The 16644-nt window shown below is 68.3% G+C and carries 16 protein-coding genes and 1 riboswitch; of the genes, 7 read left to right on the forward strand and 9 right to left on the reverse strand.

The window, feature by feature from the left end; genetic code table 11:
- Positions 1 to 308: 308 nt before the first annotated feature.
- The 3 genes from ACFOWZ_RS32375 to ACFOWZ_RS32385 form a co-directional block, all read right to left on the reverse strand.
- A complete protein-coding gene (locus ACFOWZ_RS32375; RefSeq protein ID WP_382377749.1) occupies positions 309 to 1649 on the reverse strand; it encodes a polysaccharide lyase 6 family protein in 1341 nt (446 codons plus the stop codon).
- A gap of 135 nt (positions 1650 to 1784) precedes the next feature.
- The gene (locus ACFOWZ_RS32380) at positions 1785 to 3125 is read right to left on the reverse strand and encodes a polysaccharide lyase 6 family protein (protein WP_382377750.1); all 1341 of its coding nucleotides are present in this window, start codon (positions 3123 to 3125) and stop codon (positions 1785 to 1787) included.
- Between the two features lie 43 nt (positions 3126 to 3168).
- On the reverse strand, positions 3169 to 3603 hold the full coding sequence (locus tag ACFOWZ_RS32385) for an NUDIX hydrolase (protein WP_030468079.1): 435 nt from the start codon (positions 3601 to 3603) through the stop codon (positions 3169 to 3171).
- A gap of 72 nt (positions 3604 to 3675) precedes the next feature.
- Between ACFOWZ_RS32385 and ACFOWZ_RS32390 the strand changes: the two genes are divergently transcribed.
- Entirely contained in the window at positions 3676 to 4608 is a 933-nt protein-coding gene (locus tag ACFOWZ_RS32390) for an SPFH domain-containing protein (protein WP_382377751.1), read from the forward strand.
- Positions 4608 to 4814, forward strand: a complete 207-nt coding sequence (locus ACFOWZ_RS32395) for a hypothetical protein (protein ID WP_382377752.1) — start codon at positions 4608 to 4610, stop codon at positions 4812 to 4814. The genes ACFOWZ_RS32390 and ACFOWZ_RS32395 overlap by 1 nt, the downstream gene beginning before the upstream one ends.
- Before the next feature lie 160 nt (positions 4815 to 4974).
- Here ACFOWZ_RS32395 and ACFOWZ_RS32400 read toward each other — a convergent pair whose 3' ends face one another.
- Positions 4975 to 5703: a PIG-L deacetylase family protein gene (locus ACFOWZ_RS32400; RefSeq protein WP_382377753.1), complete on the reverse strand. Its 729-nt coding sequence runs from the start codon at positions 5701 to 5703 to the stop codon at positions 4975 to 4977.
- 143 nt (positions 5704 to 5846) lie between these two features.
- Between ACFOWZ_RS32400 and ACFOWZ_RS32405 the strand changes: the two genes are divergently transcribed.
- The 3 genes from ACFOWZ_RS32405 (at position 5847) to ACFOWZ_RS32415 (ending at position 9402) form a co-directional block, all read left to right on the forward strand.
- On the forward strand, positions 5847 to 8111 hold the full coding sequence (locus tag ACFOWZ_RS32405) for a glycoside hydrolase family 3 N-terminal domain-containing protein (RefSeq protein WP_382377755.1): 2265 nt from the start codon (positions 5847 to 5849) through the stop codon (positions 8109 to 8111).
- 122 nt (positions 8112 to 8233) lie between these two features.
- Positions 8234 to 8500, forward strand: coding sequence for a 30S ribosomal protein S20 (rpsT, locus tag ACFOWZ_RS32410; RefSeq protein WP_030468084.1), 267 nt, complete (start codon positions 8234 to 8236; stop codon positions 8498 to 8500).
- A 95-nt stretch (positions 8501 to 8595) separates the two neighbouring features.
- Positions 8596 to 9402, forward strand: coding sequence for a class I SAM-dependent methyltransferase (locus ACFOWZ_RS32415; RefSeq protein WP_382377757.1), 807 nt, complete (start codon positions 8596 to 8598; stop codon positions 9400 to 9402).
- A 46-nt stretch (positions 9403 to 9448) separates the two neighbouring features.
- Here the strand turns inward: ACFOWZ_RS32415 and ACFOWZ_RS32420 are convergent, their stop codons facing one another.
- From ACFOWZ_RS32420 to ACFOWZ_RS32430, 3 genes are read right to left on the reverse strand one after another with little or no spacing between them, the layout of a single operon-like run.
- The gene (locus ACFOWZ_RS32420) at positions 9449 to 9658 is read right to left on the reverse strand and encodes a DUF2283 domain-containing protein (protein ID WP_382377759.1); all 210 of its coding nucleotides are present in this window, start codon (positions 9656 to 9658) and stop codon (positions 9449 to 9451) included.
- Positions 9646 to 9960 (reverse strand): DUF4258 domain-containing protein, encoded by a 315-nt coding sequence (locus tag ACFOWZ_RS32425; protein ID WP_382377760.1) that lies wholly within the window; start codon positions 9958 to 9960, stop codon positions 9646 to 9648. Before ACFOWZ_RS32425 ends, ACFOWZ_RS32420 begins: the two co-directional genes overlap by 13 nt.
- A complete protein-coding gene (locus tag ACFOWZ_RS32430; protein ID WP_382377762.1) occupies positions 9960 to 10319 on the reverse strand; it encodes a hypothetical protein in 360 nt (119 codons plus the stop codon). The genes ACFOWZ_RS32425 and ACFOWZ_RS32430 overlap by 1 nt, the downstream gene beginning before the upstream one ends.
- 170 nt (positions 10320 to 10489) lie before the next feature.
- Here ACFOWZ_RS32430 and ACFOWZ_RS32435 point away from each other — a divergent pair, with 170 nt between their 5' ends.
- Positions 10490 to 11281, forward strand: a complete 792-nt coding sequence (locus tag ACFOWZ_RS32435; RefSeq protein ID WP_382377763.1) for a helix-turn-helix domain-containing protein — start codon at positions 10490 to 10492, stop codon at positions 11279 to 11281.
- On the opposite strand, the gene holA is transcribed toward ACFOWZ_RS32435, so the two are convergent.
- On the reverse strand, positions 11266 to 12243 hold the full coding sequence (gene holA, locus ACFOWZ_RS32440; RefSeq protein WP_382377765.1) for a DNA polymerase III subunit delta: 978 nt from the start codon (positions 12241 to 12243) through the stop codon (positions 11266 to 11268). The two genes, ACFOWZ_RS32435 and holA, sit on opposite strands and share 16 nt — an antisense overlap.
- Positions 12244 to 12321: 78 nt before the next feature.
- Positions 12322 to 12452: riboswitch (SAM riboswitch) on the forward strand.
- 11 nt (positions 12453 to 12463) lie between these two features.
- Here holA and thrC point away from each other — a divergent pair.
- Positions 12464 to 13720 carry a threonine synthase gene (gene thrC, locus ACFOWZ_RS32445; protein WP_382377766.1) on the forward strand — a complete coding sequence of 419 codons (1257 nt, stop codon included), beginning with the start codon at positions 12464 to 12466 and terminating at the stop codon, positions 13718 to 13720.
- Position 13721: 1 nt separating this feature from the next.
- On the opposite strand, the gene ACFOWZ_RS32450 is transcribed toward thrC, so the two are convergent.
- A complete protein-coding gene (locus tag ACFOWZ_RS32450; protein WP_382377767.1) occupies positions 13722 to 16517 on the reverse strand; it encodes a DNA internalization-related competence protein ComEC/Rec2 in 2796 nt (931 codons plus the stop codon).
- Between the last annotated feature and the right edge of the window lie 127 nt (positions 16518 to 16644).

Genomic DNA, 16644 nt, shown 5'->3' on the forward strand with positions numbered 1-16644 from the left:
TCATATTACTGGCTGTGTTTCGGCACGCTGTTGAGTTCTCAAAGAACACGCGCTCACCGGATCCGATCTCCGTTTCCGGAGACTTTCACTCGGGGCTTGTGTTGCTGAAGCTTATTTGGTGTTGCTCGCCGGTGTCAAATCGGCCTCTCAGAGGCTCTTTGTCTTCCGGCTTTGCCCCGCTCGTTCCGGTTTTGATTTCCGGCCCGTTCCGCGCTGGCAGAGAGAACATTACACGGGCCTGTTTCGATCTCCAAATCGGGGGGTCCTGGTGACCGCGAAACGTGCGATCACCAGGACAAACGCTCGTGTCAGGGCGCGGAGACCCCGACATCGGCACTCGTGAGCGGCTTCCGGATCGCCGACGAGCTGTACTCGTCCGCCCCCACATCGGGCTTGCCGACGCGGGACTGCGGGTCGAAGTCACGCGTCACGTACGAGTACGTACCCGCGGAGGTCTCGATCGCAGGGCTGTCCGACGACAGACGCAGCAGACCGTTCGCGTCACCCACCAGCTTCGGGTCGACCGAGCGGTAGCCCGACGAGATGCCGGCAGTCCCACCCCAGATGATGTTGCCCTCGTACTTCACCGTCGAGCCGCTCATCATCTCGATGAACCTCGACGACGAGCCCTTGATGATGTTGTTCGCGAACACGCAGTCCTTGGGCGCGTAGGTATCGGTGTCGTTGTCGACCACGGCGCCCGTTCCGATCAGAGTGTTGAACGCGACGGTCACGCGGTCCGGCCGGTCGTGCAGCTTCGAGGTGGGGCCGCTGTCGGCCTCGGAGCCCCTGCCGAACACGATCGCCCGGTCACCCGAGTTCTCCACGTAGTTGTTGAACACCTTGTGGTCGTTCCCGTGGAACCGGATGCCGCTGCCGAACAGCAGGTTGCCCTCGACCGTGCTGCGGTGGCCGTGACGCAGGACGATGTAGCCCTTGCTGTTGCGGATCGTGTTGAAGCGGATCGTGTTGTCCGATGCCTTCACCGAGATGGCCTCGGAATCACCGTTGGCCTTGTCGAAGAGGTTGTTCTCGATGACCGCGTAGGCGGAGAGCTGCTGCTTGTAGCTGTAACCGAGCCGGATCGACTCGCCGCCGTTGTCCCCGGTGTAGCTGTGGTTGTAGAAGTAGTTGTGGTGGACCTTCGTCCTTTGGGCGATCTTGCCGTCAGGTCCCGCGATCTGCAGGTACACGCCCTGGTTCGAGCGGTTCGAGAACGTGTTGTGGTCGACCTCCACGTCGTTGGCGCTGACGGTGAGCGAGTCACCGTTCTTGTCGCCGTTGAACGTGGTGCGGGTGATGCGGGTCGCCTCCGCCTCCGCCGGCACGGACAGGGTGCTCGTGCCGTTGAAGACGAAGCCCTCGATCGTCACGCCGCGGACCGCACCGAACTCGAAGCCACCGGCGTTGAACACGGCGCCGCCGGCCTGCTTGGCCGCGATGGTGATCTTCGACCTCGTGATCTTGATCGGCTTGTCGGCGCGGTGCACGCCGTTGGCGAGCACGATGCGCTGACCTGCTCTCGCTGAGTTGATCGCGGCCTGCAGGGCGGTCACGTTCGGCACGCTGACGACCGCGGCGTGCGCGGGCGCCTGGACGAGGGACGACAGCAGGGCGGCCGCACCCACTGCGGCCAGTGATCGGATCATTTGCCAACTCCTGTGGTGGCCCAGCGGCGACGGTGGACCGAACGTAGTGCGGAGTTCCTGCGGACGGGGCAGTTCGGCCGGGGCCGCTTGCCCCGTCCAGCAGGGATGGATCCGATGTCTGCCCTCAGGGGCAAGCTACGGCGCTGACGGCCCCACGTCGGCCTTGGTCAGGGCCTTGCGGATCGCCGACGTGCTGTACTCGTCCGCTCCGACGTCCGGCTTGCCGGAACGTGCCTGCGGGTCGAAGTCACGCGTCACGTAGGAGTAGGTGCCGACTGACGCGTCGATGGCCGGGCTACCGGCCGTGAGACGGAACAGCCCGTTGGCGTCCTTCACGAGCTTTGGGTCGATGGAGCGGTAACCGGACGAGGGCATGCTTCCGCCGTTGCCGCCCCAGATGACGTTGCCCTCGTACTTCACGACCGAGCCGCTGTGCATGGAGACGACGCCACCCGACGAGCCCTTGATGACGTTGTTCGCGAGCACGCAGTCCTTCGGCTTGAAGTCACCTCCGTCGCTGTCGACCACCGCGCCGGTGCCGATCAGCGTGTTGAACGCGACCGTCACGCGGTCCGGCCGGTCGTGCAGCTTCGAGGTGGGGCCGCTGTCGGCTTCCTTGCCGGAACCGAACACGATCGCGCGGTCGCGGGTGCTCTCCACGTAGTTGTTGTAGATCTTGTGGTCGTTGCCGTGGAACCGGATGCCGCTGTTGAACAGCAGGTTGCCCTCGACGGTGGTGCGGTTGCCGTGGCGCAGGACGATGTAGCCCTTGCTGTTGCGGATCGTGTTGTAGCGGACGGTGTTGTCCGAGGACTTCACCGAGATCGCCTCGGCGTCGCCGTCCGCCTTCTCGAACAGGTTGTGCTCGATGATCGCGTTCGCGGACTTCGACTGCTTGTGGCTGTAGCCGAGCCGGATCGACTCGCCGCCGTTCGCGCCGCTGAACTGGTGGTTGTAGAAGTAGTTGTGGTGGATCCAGGTCCGTTTGGCGATGTCGCTGCCGGGACCGGTGACCTGCAGGTACACGCCCTCGTTGGTGCGGTTGGAGAACGTGTTGTGGTCGACCTGCACGTCGTCGGCGCTGACGCTGAGCGAGGCGCCGCTCTTGTTGCCGTTGTAGGTGTTGCGGGTGATGCGGGTCGCCTGCGCCTCGGCGGGCACGTCCAGCTTGCTCGTGCCGTCGAAGACGAAGCCCTCGACGGTCACGTTCCTGACGGCGCCGAGCTCGAACCCGCCGCTGGTGAACACGGTGCCGCCGACGGTCTGCGCGGCGATCGTGATGCCGGACCTGGTGACCTTGACGGACCCGTCGTGCACACCGCCGGCGAGCACGAGGCGCTGACCGGGCCGGGCGGAGTCGATCGCGGCCTGCAGGGAGGACGCGCTCGACACGGTGACGACCGCCGCGAAGGCGGGGACGTGGACGAAGGACGACAGCAGGGCGGCCGCGCCGACAGCGGCCAGTGATCGGATCATTCGCCAACTCCAGGGATGGGAAGCTGGCGGCGGTAGGGCCAAACTAGCGCAAGATTCCGGCAGGTGGGGCAGTTCGGTGCAAACCGAGGGCCGTATCGACCGAGGGCACCCTGTCGAGTTGTCCGATGTCTGCGACGGGGAACCACTGCGCGAGGTCGGTCGTGCCGTCCACCTCGTACCGCAGCTCACCACCCACGATCCGGACCTCGTACATGATCCTCAACGCGTGGTAGTCGCGGTCGGCCTCCTCGCGGAGCTCGGAGTCGATGCCGATCAGCCGCAGCACCTCGACCTCGAACCCGGTCTCCTCCTCGAACTCCCGGATGACCGCGTCGTGCGGGTGCTCCCCGTGGTCGATGCCACCGCCGGGCAGGATCCAGCGCTTGCCGTTCGGGCCGAGCCAGCGCGCCAGCAGGATCTCGTCGTCGTCGTTGATGCAGACCCCGTACGCGGCCACGCGCTGCTTCTTCACCCTCATGCGGATCAGCCTAACTGGCGATCACCCGCAAAAAGTGATATCACTTAGCTACTACTTCGATAGGGGGTTCGGATGAGCGCGACGATCGACGCGACAGTGCACATGCCGGCGCCTGTCGTGCGTGAGAAGCACGCACGGGAGCTGCCCGGTCTGCCGATGTTCTTCGCTGGACTGGTGGTGTTGGCCGTGGGTGTGTGGATGTTCGTGCTGGGGGTCATGAAGGCGGAGGAGACCGGCGGCAACCCGCCGGCGGGGCTCCTCATCGCCGCGGTGCTGTTGTTCCTGGCCGCGGCACTGATCATGAGAGGGCTCTTCACCGTCGCGCCCGGCGAGGCGCGCGTGTTGCAGTTCCTCGGCCGTTACGTCGGCACGGTCCGCACAGACGGTCTGCGGTGGGCGAACCCGTTCACCACGCGGCAGAAGATCTCGACTCGGATCCGCAACCACGAGACGGCGACGCTCAAGGTCAACGACGCGGACGGCAACCCGATCGAAATCGCCGCCGTCGTCGTCTGGCAGGTGGAAGACACTGCGCGCGCACGGTTCGAGGTGGACGACTTCGTGCGGTTCGTCGGCATCCAGACGGAGACCGCCGTACGGCACATCGCGACCAGCTATCCGTACGACAACCACGACGAGGCCGGTCTGTCGCTGCGGGAGAACGCGGACGAGATCACCGAGACGCTCGCCATCGAGATCTCGGCACGCGTGCAGTCCGCAGGCGTGAAGGTGATCGAGTCACGGCTCACGCACCTCGCATACGCGCCGGAGATCGCCCACGCCATGTTGCAGCGGCAGCAGGCGGGCGCGGTCGTGGCGGCACGGACCCGGATCGTGGAAGGCGCCGTCGGCATGGTCGAGCTCGCGTTGCAGCGGCTCGCCGAGCAGGACGTCGTCGAGCTCGACGAGGAGCGCAAGGCCGCGATGGTCTCGAACCTGCTCGTCGTCCTGTGCGGTGACCGCTCCACTCAGCCCGTGGTGAACACCGGGTCGCTGTACACCTGATGGCTGAGCGCAAAAGCGTTCTGCTCAGGCTCGATCCGGCCGTGCACGACGCGTTGAGCAGGTGGGCGAACGACGAGCTGCGCAGCACCAACGCGCAGATCGAGTTCCTGCTGCGGCGCGCACTGTCGGACGCGGGCCGGCTGCCCGGCGACGCGAAGAACATGCCTCGCCGGGGCAGGCCGCCGAAGAAGGCCGAGCCCGACTAGCGCCTGTATCGAAGTCCGGTTCGATGAGAGTCGAGCTTGAGGTGGTTCCTGGTGGTGCGGCCGGACGACCCGCATACCGGTGTTGTATGTGGGTCGTCCGGCCGTGCCGCCAGGGGCCGCCTCGGGCCCGGCTATCGCGGATCGGACTTCGATACAGGCGCTAGAGCTCCGGTCGTGCCTGCAGGTCGTGGGCGCGGAACAGCACAGCGTGCTCGACGCCCATCGCCTGGCCGCCCATCGCGGCGATCTTCGGGATGAAGTCCGCGGGGGCGGGATGGCCGGGAAGTGCGGCCAGGTACGCGGCGTGGGCTTCGAGAGAGGCCACGCCGCGCCGCAACGGTTCGCCCGTCACGTCGACGCCGTGGGTCGGGTTGGCGAACGCCGGCTGGAGGTACCAGCGCGGCGAGTGCGGTTCCTCGGTCTGGTCGGGGAAGACCCAGCGGTTGCCCGCGTCCCTGATCGCGTCGAGGGTCGCGAGTCCGGCCGCGCGGTGGTCCGCCTGGTCGAACCCGTACGGCGTCTCGACCTCGAAGCTGCTGCCGAGCACGACGTCGGGCTTGAACCGGCGGATCTCGCGGCAGATGTCCCGGCGCAGGTCGAGTCCGTAGACGAGGACGCCGTCCGGGTGGTCGAGAACGGTCAGGTGCTCGACGCCGACCGCGGCGCAGGCGGCCTGCTGCTCGGCCAGGCGCAGGCGGGCCGTCTCCTCCGGAGGGTTCGGCATGCCGGCCTCGCCTCGGGTGAGCAGGAGGTAGCCGACCTCGATGCCGTTGGCGGTCCAGCGGGCGACGGCGGAGGACACGCCGTACTCCATGTCGTCGGGGTGCGCGACGACGCAGAGCACGCGCTGGAACTCTTCCGGGAGTGCGGGCAATGTCATGAATGGCATCATTCCTTGTTTCAGCGCAGGAGGCTGAACAGGCGTTTCACCAGCATGAAACCGCTCTCACGGAGTTCCCCCGTTCGGCGGGTGTTCCGCCCTGCTCCTCCACGCGATCGTGTGCGGCGGGCGCACGGGAGCGTGGAGGAGTCTTGTCTTTGTTTTCCCGCAGGCGCGCCGGTCTCGGCGTGCTGGGCGTTGCTGTGCTGATCGCGTCACTGACACCGGCTGGTGGTCTGGCGGCGGGCAAAGAGATCTATTTGGACGCTCGGGCGTCGACGGAGCGACGGGTCGAGGACCTGCTGCGGAGGATGACGCTCGAGGAGAAGATCGGGCAGATGGCGCAGATCCGCGTCGGGAAGCTGCGCGGTGACTGCAACAACGCCAACGGTCCGTTGGTCGAGTCCTGCCTGAAGGCGGTGCTCTCCGACGCGCACGTCGGTTCGATCCTGTCCGGCGGTGGTGACGCACCGGTCGAGAACACGCCCAGGGCGTGGGCCGAGATGAACAACGCGATTCAGCGCTATGCGTTGGAGCACAACAGGTTGAAGATCCCGATCATCTACGGCGCGGACGGCGTGCACGGGCACAACAACGTCATCTCCGCGACGATGTTCCCGCACCAGATCGGGCTCGGCGCGACGTGGAACCCCGGTCTGCAGGAGAAGATCGGTGTGTCCGCATCGAAGGCGTTGCGCGCAACGGGTGTCTTCTGGAATTTCGCCCCTGTGTCGGACATCGCGCGTGACACCCGTTGGGGCCGTTACTACGAGACGTACAGCGAGGACTCGTTCCTCGCGGGGCAGCTCGCCGCGGCGAATGTCCGCGGGCAGCAGTCCAAGGTGGACGACACCGCGCAGCTGACGGCGACGGCGAAGCACTTCGCCGGTTACTCGGCACCGGCGAACGGGCACGACCGCGCGGCCGCGCAGATTCCGATCCGGCAGCTGCAGGACGTGGTGCTGCCGTCGTTCCAGGCGCAGTTCGACGCGGGCGTGCGCACGGTGATGATCAACTCCGGCTCGCTCAACGGGGTGCCGGTGCACGCGTCGAAGTACATGTTGCAGACGCAGCTGCGGCAGCGCATGGGTTTCAAGGGCGTCGCGGTGTCGGACTGGCAGGACATGAAGTACCTGGTGGACCGGCACAAGGTCGCGCCCGACTACAAGACGGCGATCGCGATGAGCGTCAACGCCGGTGTGGACATGGCGATGGAGCCGTCGAACGCGGCGGAGTTCACGTCGCTGCTGCTGGCGAACGTGCGCGACGGTTCGGTGTCGCGCGGGCGGATCGACCAGGCCGTGCGGCGGGTGCTCAAGCTCAAGTTCGACCTGGGGCTGTTCGAGAAGCCGTACGTCGACCCCGCCAAGGCGGATGCGGCTGTCGTCGGCGTGGACCGGGACCTGGCGCGGCAGGCGGCCGCCGAGGGCACGGTGCTGCTGAAGAACGACGGCGTGCTGCCGTTGTCGAACGCCGCCAAGAAGATCGTCGTGACCGGGGAGACCGCGGACGACGTGCGCCGTCAGCTCGGTGGCTGGACCGTGGAGTGGCAGGGCGTGCCGGACGACTCGCCGTTGCCGCCGACCGCGACCGTGCTGACCGGTGTCCGCGAGGCCGTTCCCGGTGCGTCCGTTGTGCACGCTGCGACGCCTGCGGCTGCTGTTGCCGAGGCAGCTGGTGCGGACGCGGTCGTCGTCGTCCTGGGTGAGAAGCCCGGTGCGGAGGGCCCTGCCGACACGGAGAACCCGGCGCTGACCGCCGAGCAGCAGGCGTGGGTGGACGCGGTGCAGGCGACCGGCAAGCCCGTGGTCGTGGTGCTGCTGACCGCGCGTCCGCAGGTGCTCGGCGGTGCGGCGGACGCGAACGCGCTGGTCGCGGGCTGGTTGCCGGGCAGCGAGGGCGGCCGGGCGATCGCCGACGTGCTGTTCGGCGCGGTGAACCCGAGCGGCAAGCTGTCGGTGTCGTGGCCCAAGGCACTGGGTGACCCGACGCTGACCTACGACCAGCTGCCGGGCGCGAACACGTCGGCTTCTGCCAAGTACGACCCGCTGTACCCGTTCGGACACGGCCTGTCATACACGTCGTTCGCGACGTCGGGCACCTCCGTGTCCGTTGACCGCTCCACGGGCGTGGTGAAGTTCACGGTGGCGAACACCGGCGCGCGCGCTGGCACCGTGGTGGTGCCGGTCTACGTGCGGCAGCCGGCCTCACCGGTGCTCACGCCCGACCAGCGCCTGGTGGGCTGGAGTCGTGTGGAACTCGCTGCGGGACAGTCGGAGCAGGTCGAGGTGTCGTTCAAGCTCTCGCAGCTGGCGCTGACGGTCGGCGACGTGGACGGCGACGGGCGGCGTGAGGTCGCGCGGGGCGGTTACGAGGCCGTGGTGGGCGCGGAGAAGGCCACGTTCACGGTGCGCTGAGCAGGCCTGATATCCTTCGTCGTCGTGAACGCGCGGCACTCCGCCGTGGAGGAGAGCCAGCTCAGGCTGGTGCCGACGAAGCGCATCACGAACTCCGGTTTCGACAAGAAGGGTGATGTCGCATGGCGAACATCAAGTCCCAGCTCAAGCGGATCAAGACCAACGAGAAGGCGCGCCTGCGCAACAAGTCGGTCAAGTCGTCCCTGAAGACGGCCATCCGCAAGTTCCGCGAGGCTGCCGAGGCCGGTGACAAGGCGAAGGCCCTGGAGCTGCTGCAGGACGCGTCCCGCAAGCTCGACAAGGCCGCCACCAAGGGCGTTATCCACGCCAACCAGGCCGCCAACAAGAAGTCGGCGATGGCGCTGCGCGCGAACCAGCTCGAGGGCTGATTCCGCTGTAGAGCTTTGCTGAGAAGGGCCCGCTCCGGTGAGCGGGCCCTTCTCGCTGTTCCCAGCCGGTGTGCCTGCACGGTAGGCGTAGATCCATGGAATCGCTTCCGCGGATCGACTTCATCGAGCTCCACGACCTCGACCGCACCCCGGCCGTGCTGCGGACCCTGCACACCGAGTCCATCGCGTTCATCTACCGGCTCACGGATGCCGCGCGGGAGTACTCGCGGCCGTTGGCGCTGGCTCTGCGCACGGGCGCGGACAGCCGGATCGTCGACCTTTGCTCGGGTTCGGGCGGGCCTGTGCCGTTGATCCAGCGGCGACTGCACAAGGAGGGCGTCCACACACACGTGACGCTGACGGACCTGGTGCCGAACGTGCGCGCGTTCGAGCGTGTGCAGGCGGAGAACCGTCGTCGGCTGCCTGACTCGTGTTGCTCCCTGGACTACGTGTCTTCTTCGGTCGATGCCACGGCCTGCCGGATCGAGGGCACGCGCACGATTTACGGCGCGTTCCACCACTTCCCGCCGCCGCTCGCTCAACGGATGCTGCAGAACGCCGTCGACGCAAGACAGCCGATCGTCGTCGTGGACACCAAACGGTCGTTCCTGTATATGTTGCTCTTCCCGTTCCTGCTCACGCTGGCCGTGCTGGTGTCGGCGCCGTTCCAGCGCAATCCCCTGCCGCGTTACCTGCTGCGGCTGGTGCTCACCTACGTCGTGCCGGTGCTGCCGTTCATGATGTTCTTCGACAGCGTCGTGTCGTTCCTGCGCATGTACGGACGCGGTGAGCTGCGGCGGATGGTCGACGGCCTGGACCGCACCGAGTCGTTCGGCTGGACGATCGGCGTCGAACCCGGCTTCACAGGCGCCCAGTACCTGATCGGGATTCCGCGACGGTGAGACGGCGGAAGGGGCCTCACCCGCGTGGAGTGAGACCCCTTCGTCGTCAGTCGCGCAGTTCCCTCGGCAGCTGGCGCTCGGCGTCGAGCAGTTCGATGCCGAGCAGCTCCCCGTCGGCTCCGAAGTCGAGCACGACAGCGATGCTGCCGTCCTCATCGGTGACGGTGACCTGCTTCGCGGCCTCGCCGGGCCCGATCTCGCGGAACCCGATGTAGGCGGCGTTCACCGAACGGTCCCAGCTGACTAGTTGCGCCATACCGTCACAACGTAGCCGTTGTTGTTGGCAACGACGGTGATCTTGCGATCCGTGTACTTCCACGTGCCGTTGCTCTGCTTCTTGGCGCGGTTGCAGGTGTCGTGCACGACGTTCTCGACGTGGTCGGACGTGATGCGTCGCGCCGCCATCTGCTCCTGGGCGTGCAGGCTGTAGCCGGACACGAAGCACGGCGCGCCCGCCTGCACCTGCAGCACCGGTTCGGGAGGCACCGCCTGCGCGATACCGGTGGCGATGAACATGGCCGCCAGCACGGCGGCGCAGAGCCTGACCAGGCCTGCCATCACGCGTCGTACTCGAAGAGGTAGACGCTCGCGACCGAGCCGGGATGCGCCCAGTCGAACGGGATGCGCTTGCCCTTCGGGCACGCCGCCCTGCTGAACTCCGTGTTGCCGCTCGCGAACACCGCCTTCACCTTCGCGCACTGGCCGTCCGCGTCGGTGTCCTCGACCCAGCCGCTCACGCGGATCTTGCCGTCCCGGCAGCTCAGCTCCCAGTGCGCCTTGGCACCGGACGTCTTCGGGTTCTTGACCTCGCCGCAGCCACCCATCGCGGACATGCCCTCCGCGTTCGCCGTCGCGGCGCCGGACAACGACAAGCCCACCAGTGCCAAACCGGTCAACGCAGCGCGAATTCCACGCACGTCAGCCACCCCTCGTTTTGTGTTGGATTCCGATTCGTTGAGGCACCCGGCCGGGGCGGGACTGAGCTTTCCGAGATCAGCGGCGGTCGTACAAGTGGATGCGGCCGTCCGGTCAGTCCGACCTTGTCCGGCCTGGTCAGGGGCGCCTCCGGACGGCATGATCGGGAGACGTGAACAGCCAGGGGGAGTTCATCGCGTCGTTGCGCGAGCTGAAACAACGGTCCGGCCTCACCTATCGCCAGTTGGAGAAACGCGCCGCCGAGCGGGGAAAGGTGCTGGCGCGCAGCACTCTGGCCGACGTGCTCGCGGGAAAGCGGCTACCGGCACCGGACGTGCTGGACGCGTTCGTGCACGCGTGCGGTGAAGGTGACCAGGTCGACTCGTGGCAGCAGGCCCGCGCCTCGATCGCCGAACCCGCTGCGACACCGGCGGTCCAGCGACGTCGTTCGGTGTGGTGGTCGGCGGCTTCCGCGCTGGTGGTCGTCGCCGCGGCGGGCACCTGGTTCGCGGTGTCCGGTGGCCGGGACGCGCCCGCCGGCACCTCGGTCCCGACCTCACCGGTGCGGATCAGGCCGGTCGCCGCGCCGGACCTGTGCCTGACCGACGGACACGTGCGCGACGGCCGCTACGGCCCGCTAGTGGCCGTGCAACGACCGTGTTCCGCCGTGGCACCGCAAACGACCACGCTCGAACCACTCGGTTCCGGCGCGTACCGCATCGCGTGGCACCACCCGCAGTTCGGCAAGGGATGTCTGAAGGTGCTGGAGGACGGTCTGCTGGAGCCGTGGGACGACTGCACCAAAGCCACGCCCTTCACCCTCGAACACTCGGAGGCCGAGTACACCCTGCGCGTCGAAGGCCGCGGCTGCGTCGGCATCGCGGGCACGGGCGAGAGCGCCGAGGCACTCGTCGGTGCGTGCGATCAGCGGTTCATGATCGACACCGCTCAACGACGGCCGTGAGCGGCCACGATCCTGAGCACGGCACGCTCCAGCGCGTAGTCGGCGTCGGCCGCCACACCCTTCACGTCGGCGTTGAGCCCCGCGACCACCTGCATCGCGTCGGCGAGACCGGACTGGTCCCAGCCGCGCGCCTGGGCCTGCGCCTTCTTGATCTTCCACGGCGGCATGCCGAGCGGACCCGCCAGGCTGAACGGGTCGGCACGGCCCACCGCGGACACCCGCGCGACCGTGCGCACCGCGTCCGCGAGCGCGTCCGCGACCAGCACGTGCGGCACGCCGAGCTGCATGGCCCAGCGCAACGCCTCCATGGCTCCCGCACGGTCACCGGTCACGGCCTTCTCCGCGACCGCGAACCCGGTCACCTCGGCCTTGCCCTGGTGGTAGCGGCGGATCTCGTCGACCGTCACCTTGCCGTCGGTGTCCGACACGAGCTGTGACGCCGCGGCGGCGAGCTCGCGCAGGTTCGTGCCCACGGCGTCGATGAGCGTGGCGACGGCCTCCGGATCGATCTTGCCGCCCGCCCGCCGCACCTCGTTGCGCACGAACGCCTCCCGCTCACCGGGCTTGGTGATCTTGGCGCACTCGGTGACCGCGGCACCGGCCTTCTTCAGCTGTCCGGGCAGGTCCTTGGCCGCCTTGCTGCGACCACCGCCCGTGTGCACGACGACGAGCGTGACTCCGTCCGCGGGCGCCTTGACGTAGGAGAGCACCGTCTCGGCGATCTCCTTGGTGATGTCCTGCGCGCTCTGCAGGACGATCACGCGCCCCTCCGCGAACAGCGACGGGCTCACCAGCTCGGCCAGCTCGGGAGGAGTGAGGTCAGTCACCTGCACACGGGTCAGATCGGCGTTCGGATCGACCTCGCGTGCGGCCTCGAGCGCCGCCCGAACAGCACGTTCGACCAGCAACTCCTCCTCGCCGACGACGAGGTGCAGTGACTCCGGTGCGCTCACGCTCCGCATCCTCCCACGTCCCGGATCGTGGACGTCGGTGGCTGAGCCGCGGACTGTTGCCGTAGCTTGGTGGCCACAACTGAACACCGCTCATCCAGAGGGGCAGAGGGACCGGCCCGAAGAAGCCCCGGCAACCGGCGTCAGCAGCAGTGCATCACTGCGCGCGGACGATCACGGTGCCAATTCCGACCCGTTCGATTTCGCGGGAAAGATGAGGAGATACCTCGCGATGACTGCTGTCACTGTGCCCACGAGCACGACCTTCGACCTCGGCCCCGCCCGTGCACTGCTGTGCCGTGAGTGCGGAAATGAGACCCCTCTCGCTGCTGAGTACGCCTGTCTGGAATGTTTCGGGCCGCTGGAAGTGGCCTACGACTTCGGCAGGATCCGGCGCGAGGACATCGAGGCCGGCCCCAAGTCGATCTGGCGCTACCGCGGCCTTCTCCCCGTTCCGTCCACTGTGGAACAGCACCCGAACACCGACCCCGGCGGCACCCGCCTGGTCAAGGCCGACAACCTCGCCAAGGCCCTGGGCGTCCGCAAGGTCTGGGTGAAGGACGACACCGGCAACCCCACCCACTCGTTCAAGGACCGCGTGGTCGGCGTGGCCCTCGCCGCGGCCCGTGAGCTCGGCTTCAAGGTCCTGGCCTGCCCGTCCACCGGCAACCTGGCGAACGCCGTCGCCGCGGCCGCCGCCCGCGCGGGCTGGCAGTCGGTCGTGCTGGTTCCCTCCTCTCTCGAGCGCGCCAAGATCCTGATGAGCGCGGTCTACGAAGGCGCCCTGATCGCCGTCGACGGCAACTACGACGACGTGAACCGCCTGGCCCAGGAACTCGCCGCGGAGCACGAGGACTGGGCGTTCGTGAACGTCAACGTCCGCCCGTACTACGCGGAGGGCTCGAAGACCCTCGGCTACGAGGTCGCCGAGCAGCTGGGCTGGCGCCTGCCCGACCAGATCGTGGTGCCGATCGCGTCCGGCTCGCAGCTCACCAAGGTCGACAAGGCGTTCCGCGAGCTCGGCCAGCTCGACCTCGTCGAGGCCACCCCGTACCGCGTGTTCGGCGCCCAGGCCACCGGCTGCAGCCCGGTCTCCGCCGCGTACAAGGAAGGCCACGACGTCATCCGCCCGGTCCGCCCGGACACCATCGCCCGCTCGCTGGCGATCGGCGCCCCGGCCGACGGCCCCTACGTCCTCGACGCGGTGCGCCGCACCAACGGTGCCATCGAGGACGTGACCGACGAAGAGGTCGTCGAGGGCATCAAGCTCCTCGCCCGCACCGAGGGCATCTTCGCCGAGACCGCCGGCGGCGTGACCGTGGCGACGGCGAAGAAGCTGATCGAGGCGGGCCAGCTCGACCCGGACGGCGAGACCGTGCTGCTCATCACCGGCGACGGCCTCAAGACCCTCGACGCGCTCGGCGACACGATCGGCCCGCGCGCGACGGTTCCACCGTCGGCCGAGGCCGTCATCAAGGCGCTGGGCTAAATCACCTCCTTCCGGTCCGGGGACGCTCACACGTCCCCGGACCGCGTTGTGTCAGAAGGAAATCGCGTCGGTCCTGAGCCAACCGGTGCGCGGAAAGCGTTGCAGGCCCTCCATCACGTGCGGTCCGACCGGGCTCGCCTCCGCGCGCCACGCCACGATCCGTTGCGGCCACGGGCATTCCGCCTTGAGCGCGTTGTAGTGGTAGTCGTGCCAGGCCTGCGGCGTGATCCTCAGGTCGTCGTCGAACACGTACTCCGACATGAGGTCGTAAGCCTCCTCCGGTTTCGCGGCCTTCGTGGGCGGCAGCACGTGTGTGGTGATCGCCTTGTACGTGAGCGCGCGCGTGCCGTCTTCGAGCGTTTCGCAGATGTAGAAACCGAAATCGGGTTTCAGCTCTTCGTGCGGCCACGGCGTGGCGGAGTAGTTCATCTGCCACAGCGCCCACGCGAGCCCCGGTGTGCCACCGGGGATCGGGTAGCGCCCGTTGAACAGCCTGACCCAGACGTCGTTCATCTCTTCTCCTTCGTACGATTCGGTTTCCTGGCAACACCGCCAGGTCGCCGTCCTTGTCCGTGCGCAGCACCAGGGCGCCTCCCGCCCGCAACACGTCGAGCACGTGCGGGCTCGGATGGCCGTACCTGTTGCCCGTGCCGACGCTCACCAGCGCCACTCGTGGCCGCACGGCCTTGAGGAACGCGGGCAGCGAGTACCGCGAGCCGTGGTGCGGCACCTTGAGCACCTCGGCCGCGAGATCCCGCTCCCCCAGCAACGCCGCCTGGCCGGCCAGCTCGACGTCACCGGTGAGCAGCACGCGACCCGCTCTGGTGTGCGCTTTGAGCACCAGCGAGTAGTCGTTCACCATCGTGTTGGTGTCCTGGGCGACCGGTGGCCGCCGCGGTCCGAGCACCTCCAACTCCAGTCCTGGCAAGGCGAACCGCTCGTCCGCCTTCGGTTCCACCACCCGCACACCGTGTGTGCGGGCCTGCTCGCTGACCTCCCTCCACGCCCACGCGGGCTCCTTGAGCGGACCCACCGCCACCGCACCCACCGCACGCCCGGTGAGCACCGCGGCGAGACCGCCGACGTGATCCGCGTGCAGATGCGTCAGCACCACGAGCGGAATCCTCTTGATTCCCAACGTCTTCAGGCACCGGTCGACCGCACCGGGATCGGGCCCGGTGTCCACGACGACCGCTCGGTCCGCGTCGTCAGTGGCGAGAACGAGCGCGTCGCCCTGCCCGACATCGCAGCTGACGGCCTTCCACCCGTCCGGCGGCCAGACCGGCGCCACGACCTTCAACGGCACCAGCACCACGAACCCGCCAACGAGCACCGCGACGACCAACGTCCGCGTCTTCTTCAGCCGCAGCAACAACACTGTTGCCGCCACGACAGCGACCAACGCGATCGCCCCGACCCACCCCTCGGGCCAGCTGACCGACGCACCGGGCACGGCCGCCGCCTGCCGCCCGACCTGGATCAGCCAGGTCACCGCGGGCCCGGCGACGTGGGCCACCAGCTCCGCAGCTCCGGGCCAGAGCGGCGCTGTCACCGCCGCCACCACGCCCAGCACCGTCGCCGGCGCGACCACCGGCCCGGCGACCAGGTTGGCCACCACCGACACGAGGCTCACCTGACCGGACAGCCCGGCCACCACGGGAGCCGTGGCGAGACTCGCGGCCGTCGGCACCACGATCGCCTCGGCCAGTCCGTTCGGCACACCGCGTTGCTTGAGCGCCCGCGCCCACTTCGGCGCAACGAGCACCAACGCCGCCGTCGCGACCACCGACAACGCGAACCCCGGATCACCACCCAGCGCCGGATCAACGAACACCAGCACCAGCACGGCCGCCGCGAGACTCGGCAACGTGGACCGCTCCCGCCCCAGCACCAACGCCAGCAAGGCAACGGCACCCATGACCGCGGCCCTGAGGACGCTGGGCTCTGGCCCTGCCAGGACCACGAACCCGACGAGCGCCACCATCGCCGCAACGGCCGCCTTCCGCGGCCCGAGACGTCGCAGCAGCAGGTAGACCGCCCCGCACACGATGGCGAGGTTCGCGCCGCTCACCGCCAGCAGGTGAGCCAGGCCCGCGGTCCGGAACTCATCCACGATGCGCGGCACCATCTGCTCGGTGTCGCCCACCACGAGCGCCGGCAACAGCCCGGCCTCCTCGTCGCCGAGAACGCCACTGGCTCGTCGCAGGCCGTCGCGGAGCTCATCCGCCCAGCTCTGCCAGACCGGAGGCGGCTGAGGGTCGATCGGCGGGCCGCGGACCCTCAGCATCGCCGAGGCCAGGTCACCGCCCCGGGGTGGAGCGAGTGTGCCTTTGACCGTGACTTCCTGGCCTGGCAACAGATCCCGCCACTTCGCCGCCGGTGCGAGCAGCACGAGCTGGGCCCCGTTCGCGGTCGCGGTGATGACGACGTGATCGACACCGGCCTGGTGGCCGCCGAAGCCCTCGGCCCGGATGCCGCGCGGTCTGGTGCTGAGCTCGACGGTCAGGGTGGTGCTGCGGCCTTCGTTGGCGGCCAGGCGAAGCGGGTGGGTTTCGGCCCTGAGGACGTGACCGCCGACCCAGGCTGCTGCTACCGGTCCGGAGATCAGAAGGGCTATCGCGCAGGTTCTGGTCCACCACGCTCTGCGCCACCCGACGAAGCCGATCGCTCCGGCTGTCAGTCCGGTCAGGACTGCCGCTTGCCAGCTGAGGAACAGGCCGGTCGCGGCGGTGGTCCAGACGGATGCTGCGGCCGGGACCAGGCGGTGGTCGTGGGCTATCTGGTGTTTGCGGACCATCCGGGCCTCCCCTGGGTGGCGCTGGGATCAGGGGTTGGGCTGCCTTGCCGGGGTTGGGGAGGGCTCGGGGTCTGGTTGTGGTGGGTGGCTTTGGGCTGATTGGTCGCGGAGTGGCCGGTGGGGTCGT

It is taken from the genome of Lentzea rhizosphaerae, from assembly GCF_042649515.1.
GTDB lineage: Bacteria > Actinomycetota > Actinomycetes > Mycobacteriales > Pseudonocardiaceae > Lentzea > Lentzea aerocolonigenes.

Excerpts from the sequence above, each read along its gene's own strand:
- ACFOWZ_RS32420 (WP_382377759.1), bottom strand. The coding sequence starts at position 9,658 with ATGGCGCAACTAGTCAGCTGGGACCGTTCGGTGAACGCCGCCTACATC.
- ACFOWZ_RS32385 (WP_030468079.1), bottom strand. The coding sequence starts at position 3,603 with ATGAGGGTGAAGAAGCAGCGCGTGGCCGCGTACGGGGTCTGCATCAAC.
- ACFOWZ_RS32450 (WP_382377767.1), bottom strand. The coding sequence starts at position 16,517 with ATGGTCCGCAAACACCAGATAGCCCACGACCACCGCCTGGTCCCGGCC.
- ACFOWZ_RS32415 (WP_382377757.1), top strand. The coding sequence starts at position 8,596 with ATGGAATCGCTTCCGCGGATCGACTTCATCGAGCTCCACGACCTCGAC.
- thrC (WP_382377766.1), top strand. The coding sequence starts at position 12,464 with ATGACTGCTGTCACTGTGCCCACGAGCACGACCTTCGACCTCGGCCCC.
- ACFOWZ_RS32390 (WP_382377751.1), top strand. The coding sequence starts at position 3,676 with ATGAGCGCGACGATCGACGCGACAGTGCACATGCCGGCGCCTGTCGTG.
- ACFOWZ_RS32395 (WP_382377752.1), top strand. The coding sequence starts at position 4,608 with ATGGCTGAGCGCAAAAGCGTTCTGCTCAGGCTCGATCCGGCCGTGCAC.
- ACFOWZ_RS32400 (WP_382377753.1), bottom strand. The coding sequence starts at position 5,703 with ATGCCATTCATGACATTGCCCGCACTCCCGGAAGAGTTCCAGCGCGTG.
- ACFOWZ_RS32375 (WP_382377749.1), bottom strand. The coding sequence starts at position 1,649 with ATGATCCGATCACTGGCCGCAGTGGGTGCGGCCGCCCTGCTGTCGTCC.
- ACFOWZ_RS32380 (WP_382377750.1), bottom strand. The coding sequence starts at position 3,125 with ATGATCCGATCACTGGCCGCTGTCGGCGCGGCCGCCCTGCTGTCGTCC.
- ACFOWZ_RS32425 (WP_382377760.1), bottom strand. The coding sequence starts at position 9,960 with ATGGCAGGCCTGGTCAGGCTCTGCGCCGCCGTGCTGGCGGCCATGTTC.
- holA (WP_382377765.1), bottom strand. The coding sequence starts at position 12,243 with ATGCGGAGCGTGAGCGCACCGGAGTCACTGCACCTCGTCGTCGGCGAG.
- rpsT (WP_030468084.1), top strand. The coding sequence starts at position 8,234 with ATGGCGAACATCAAGTCCCAGCTCAAGCGGATCAAGACCAACGAGAAG.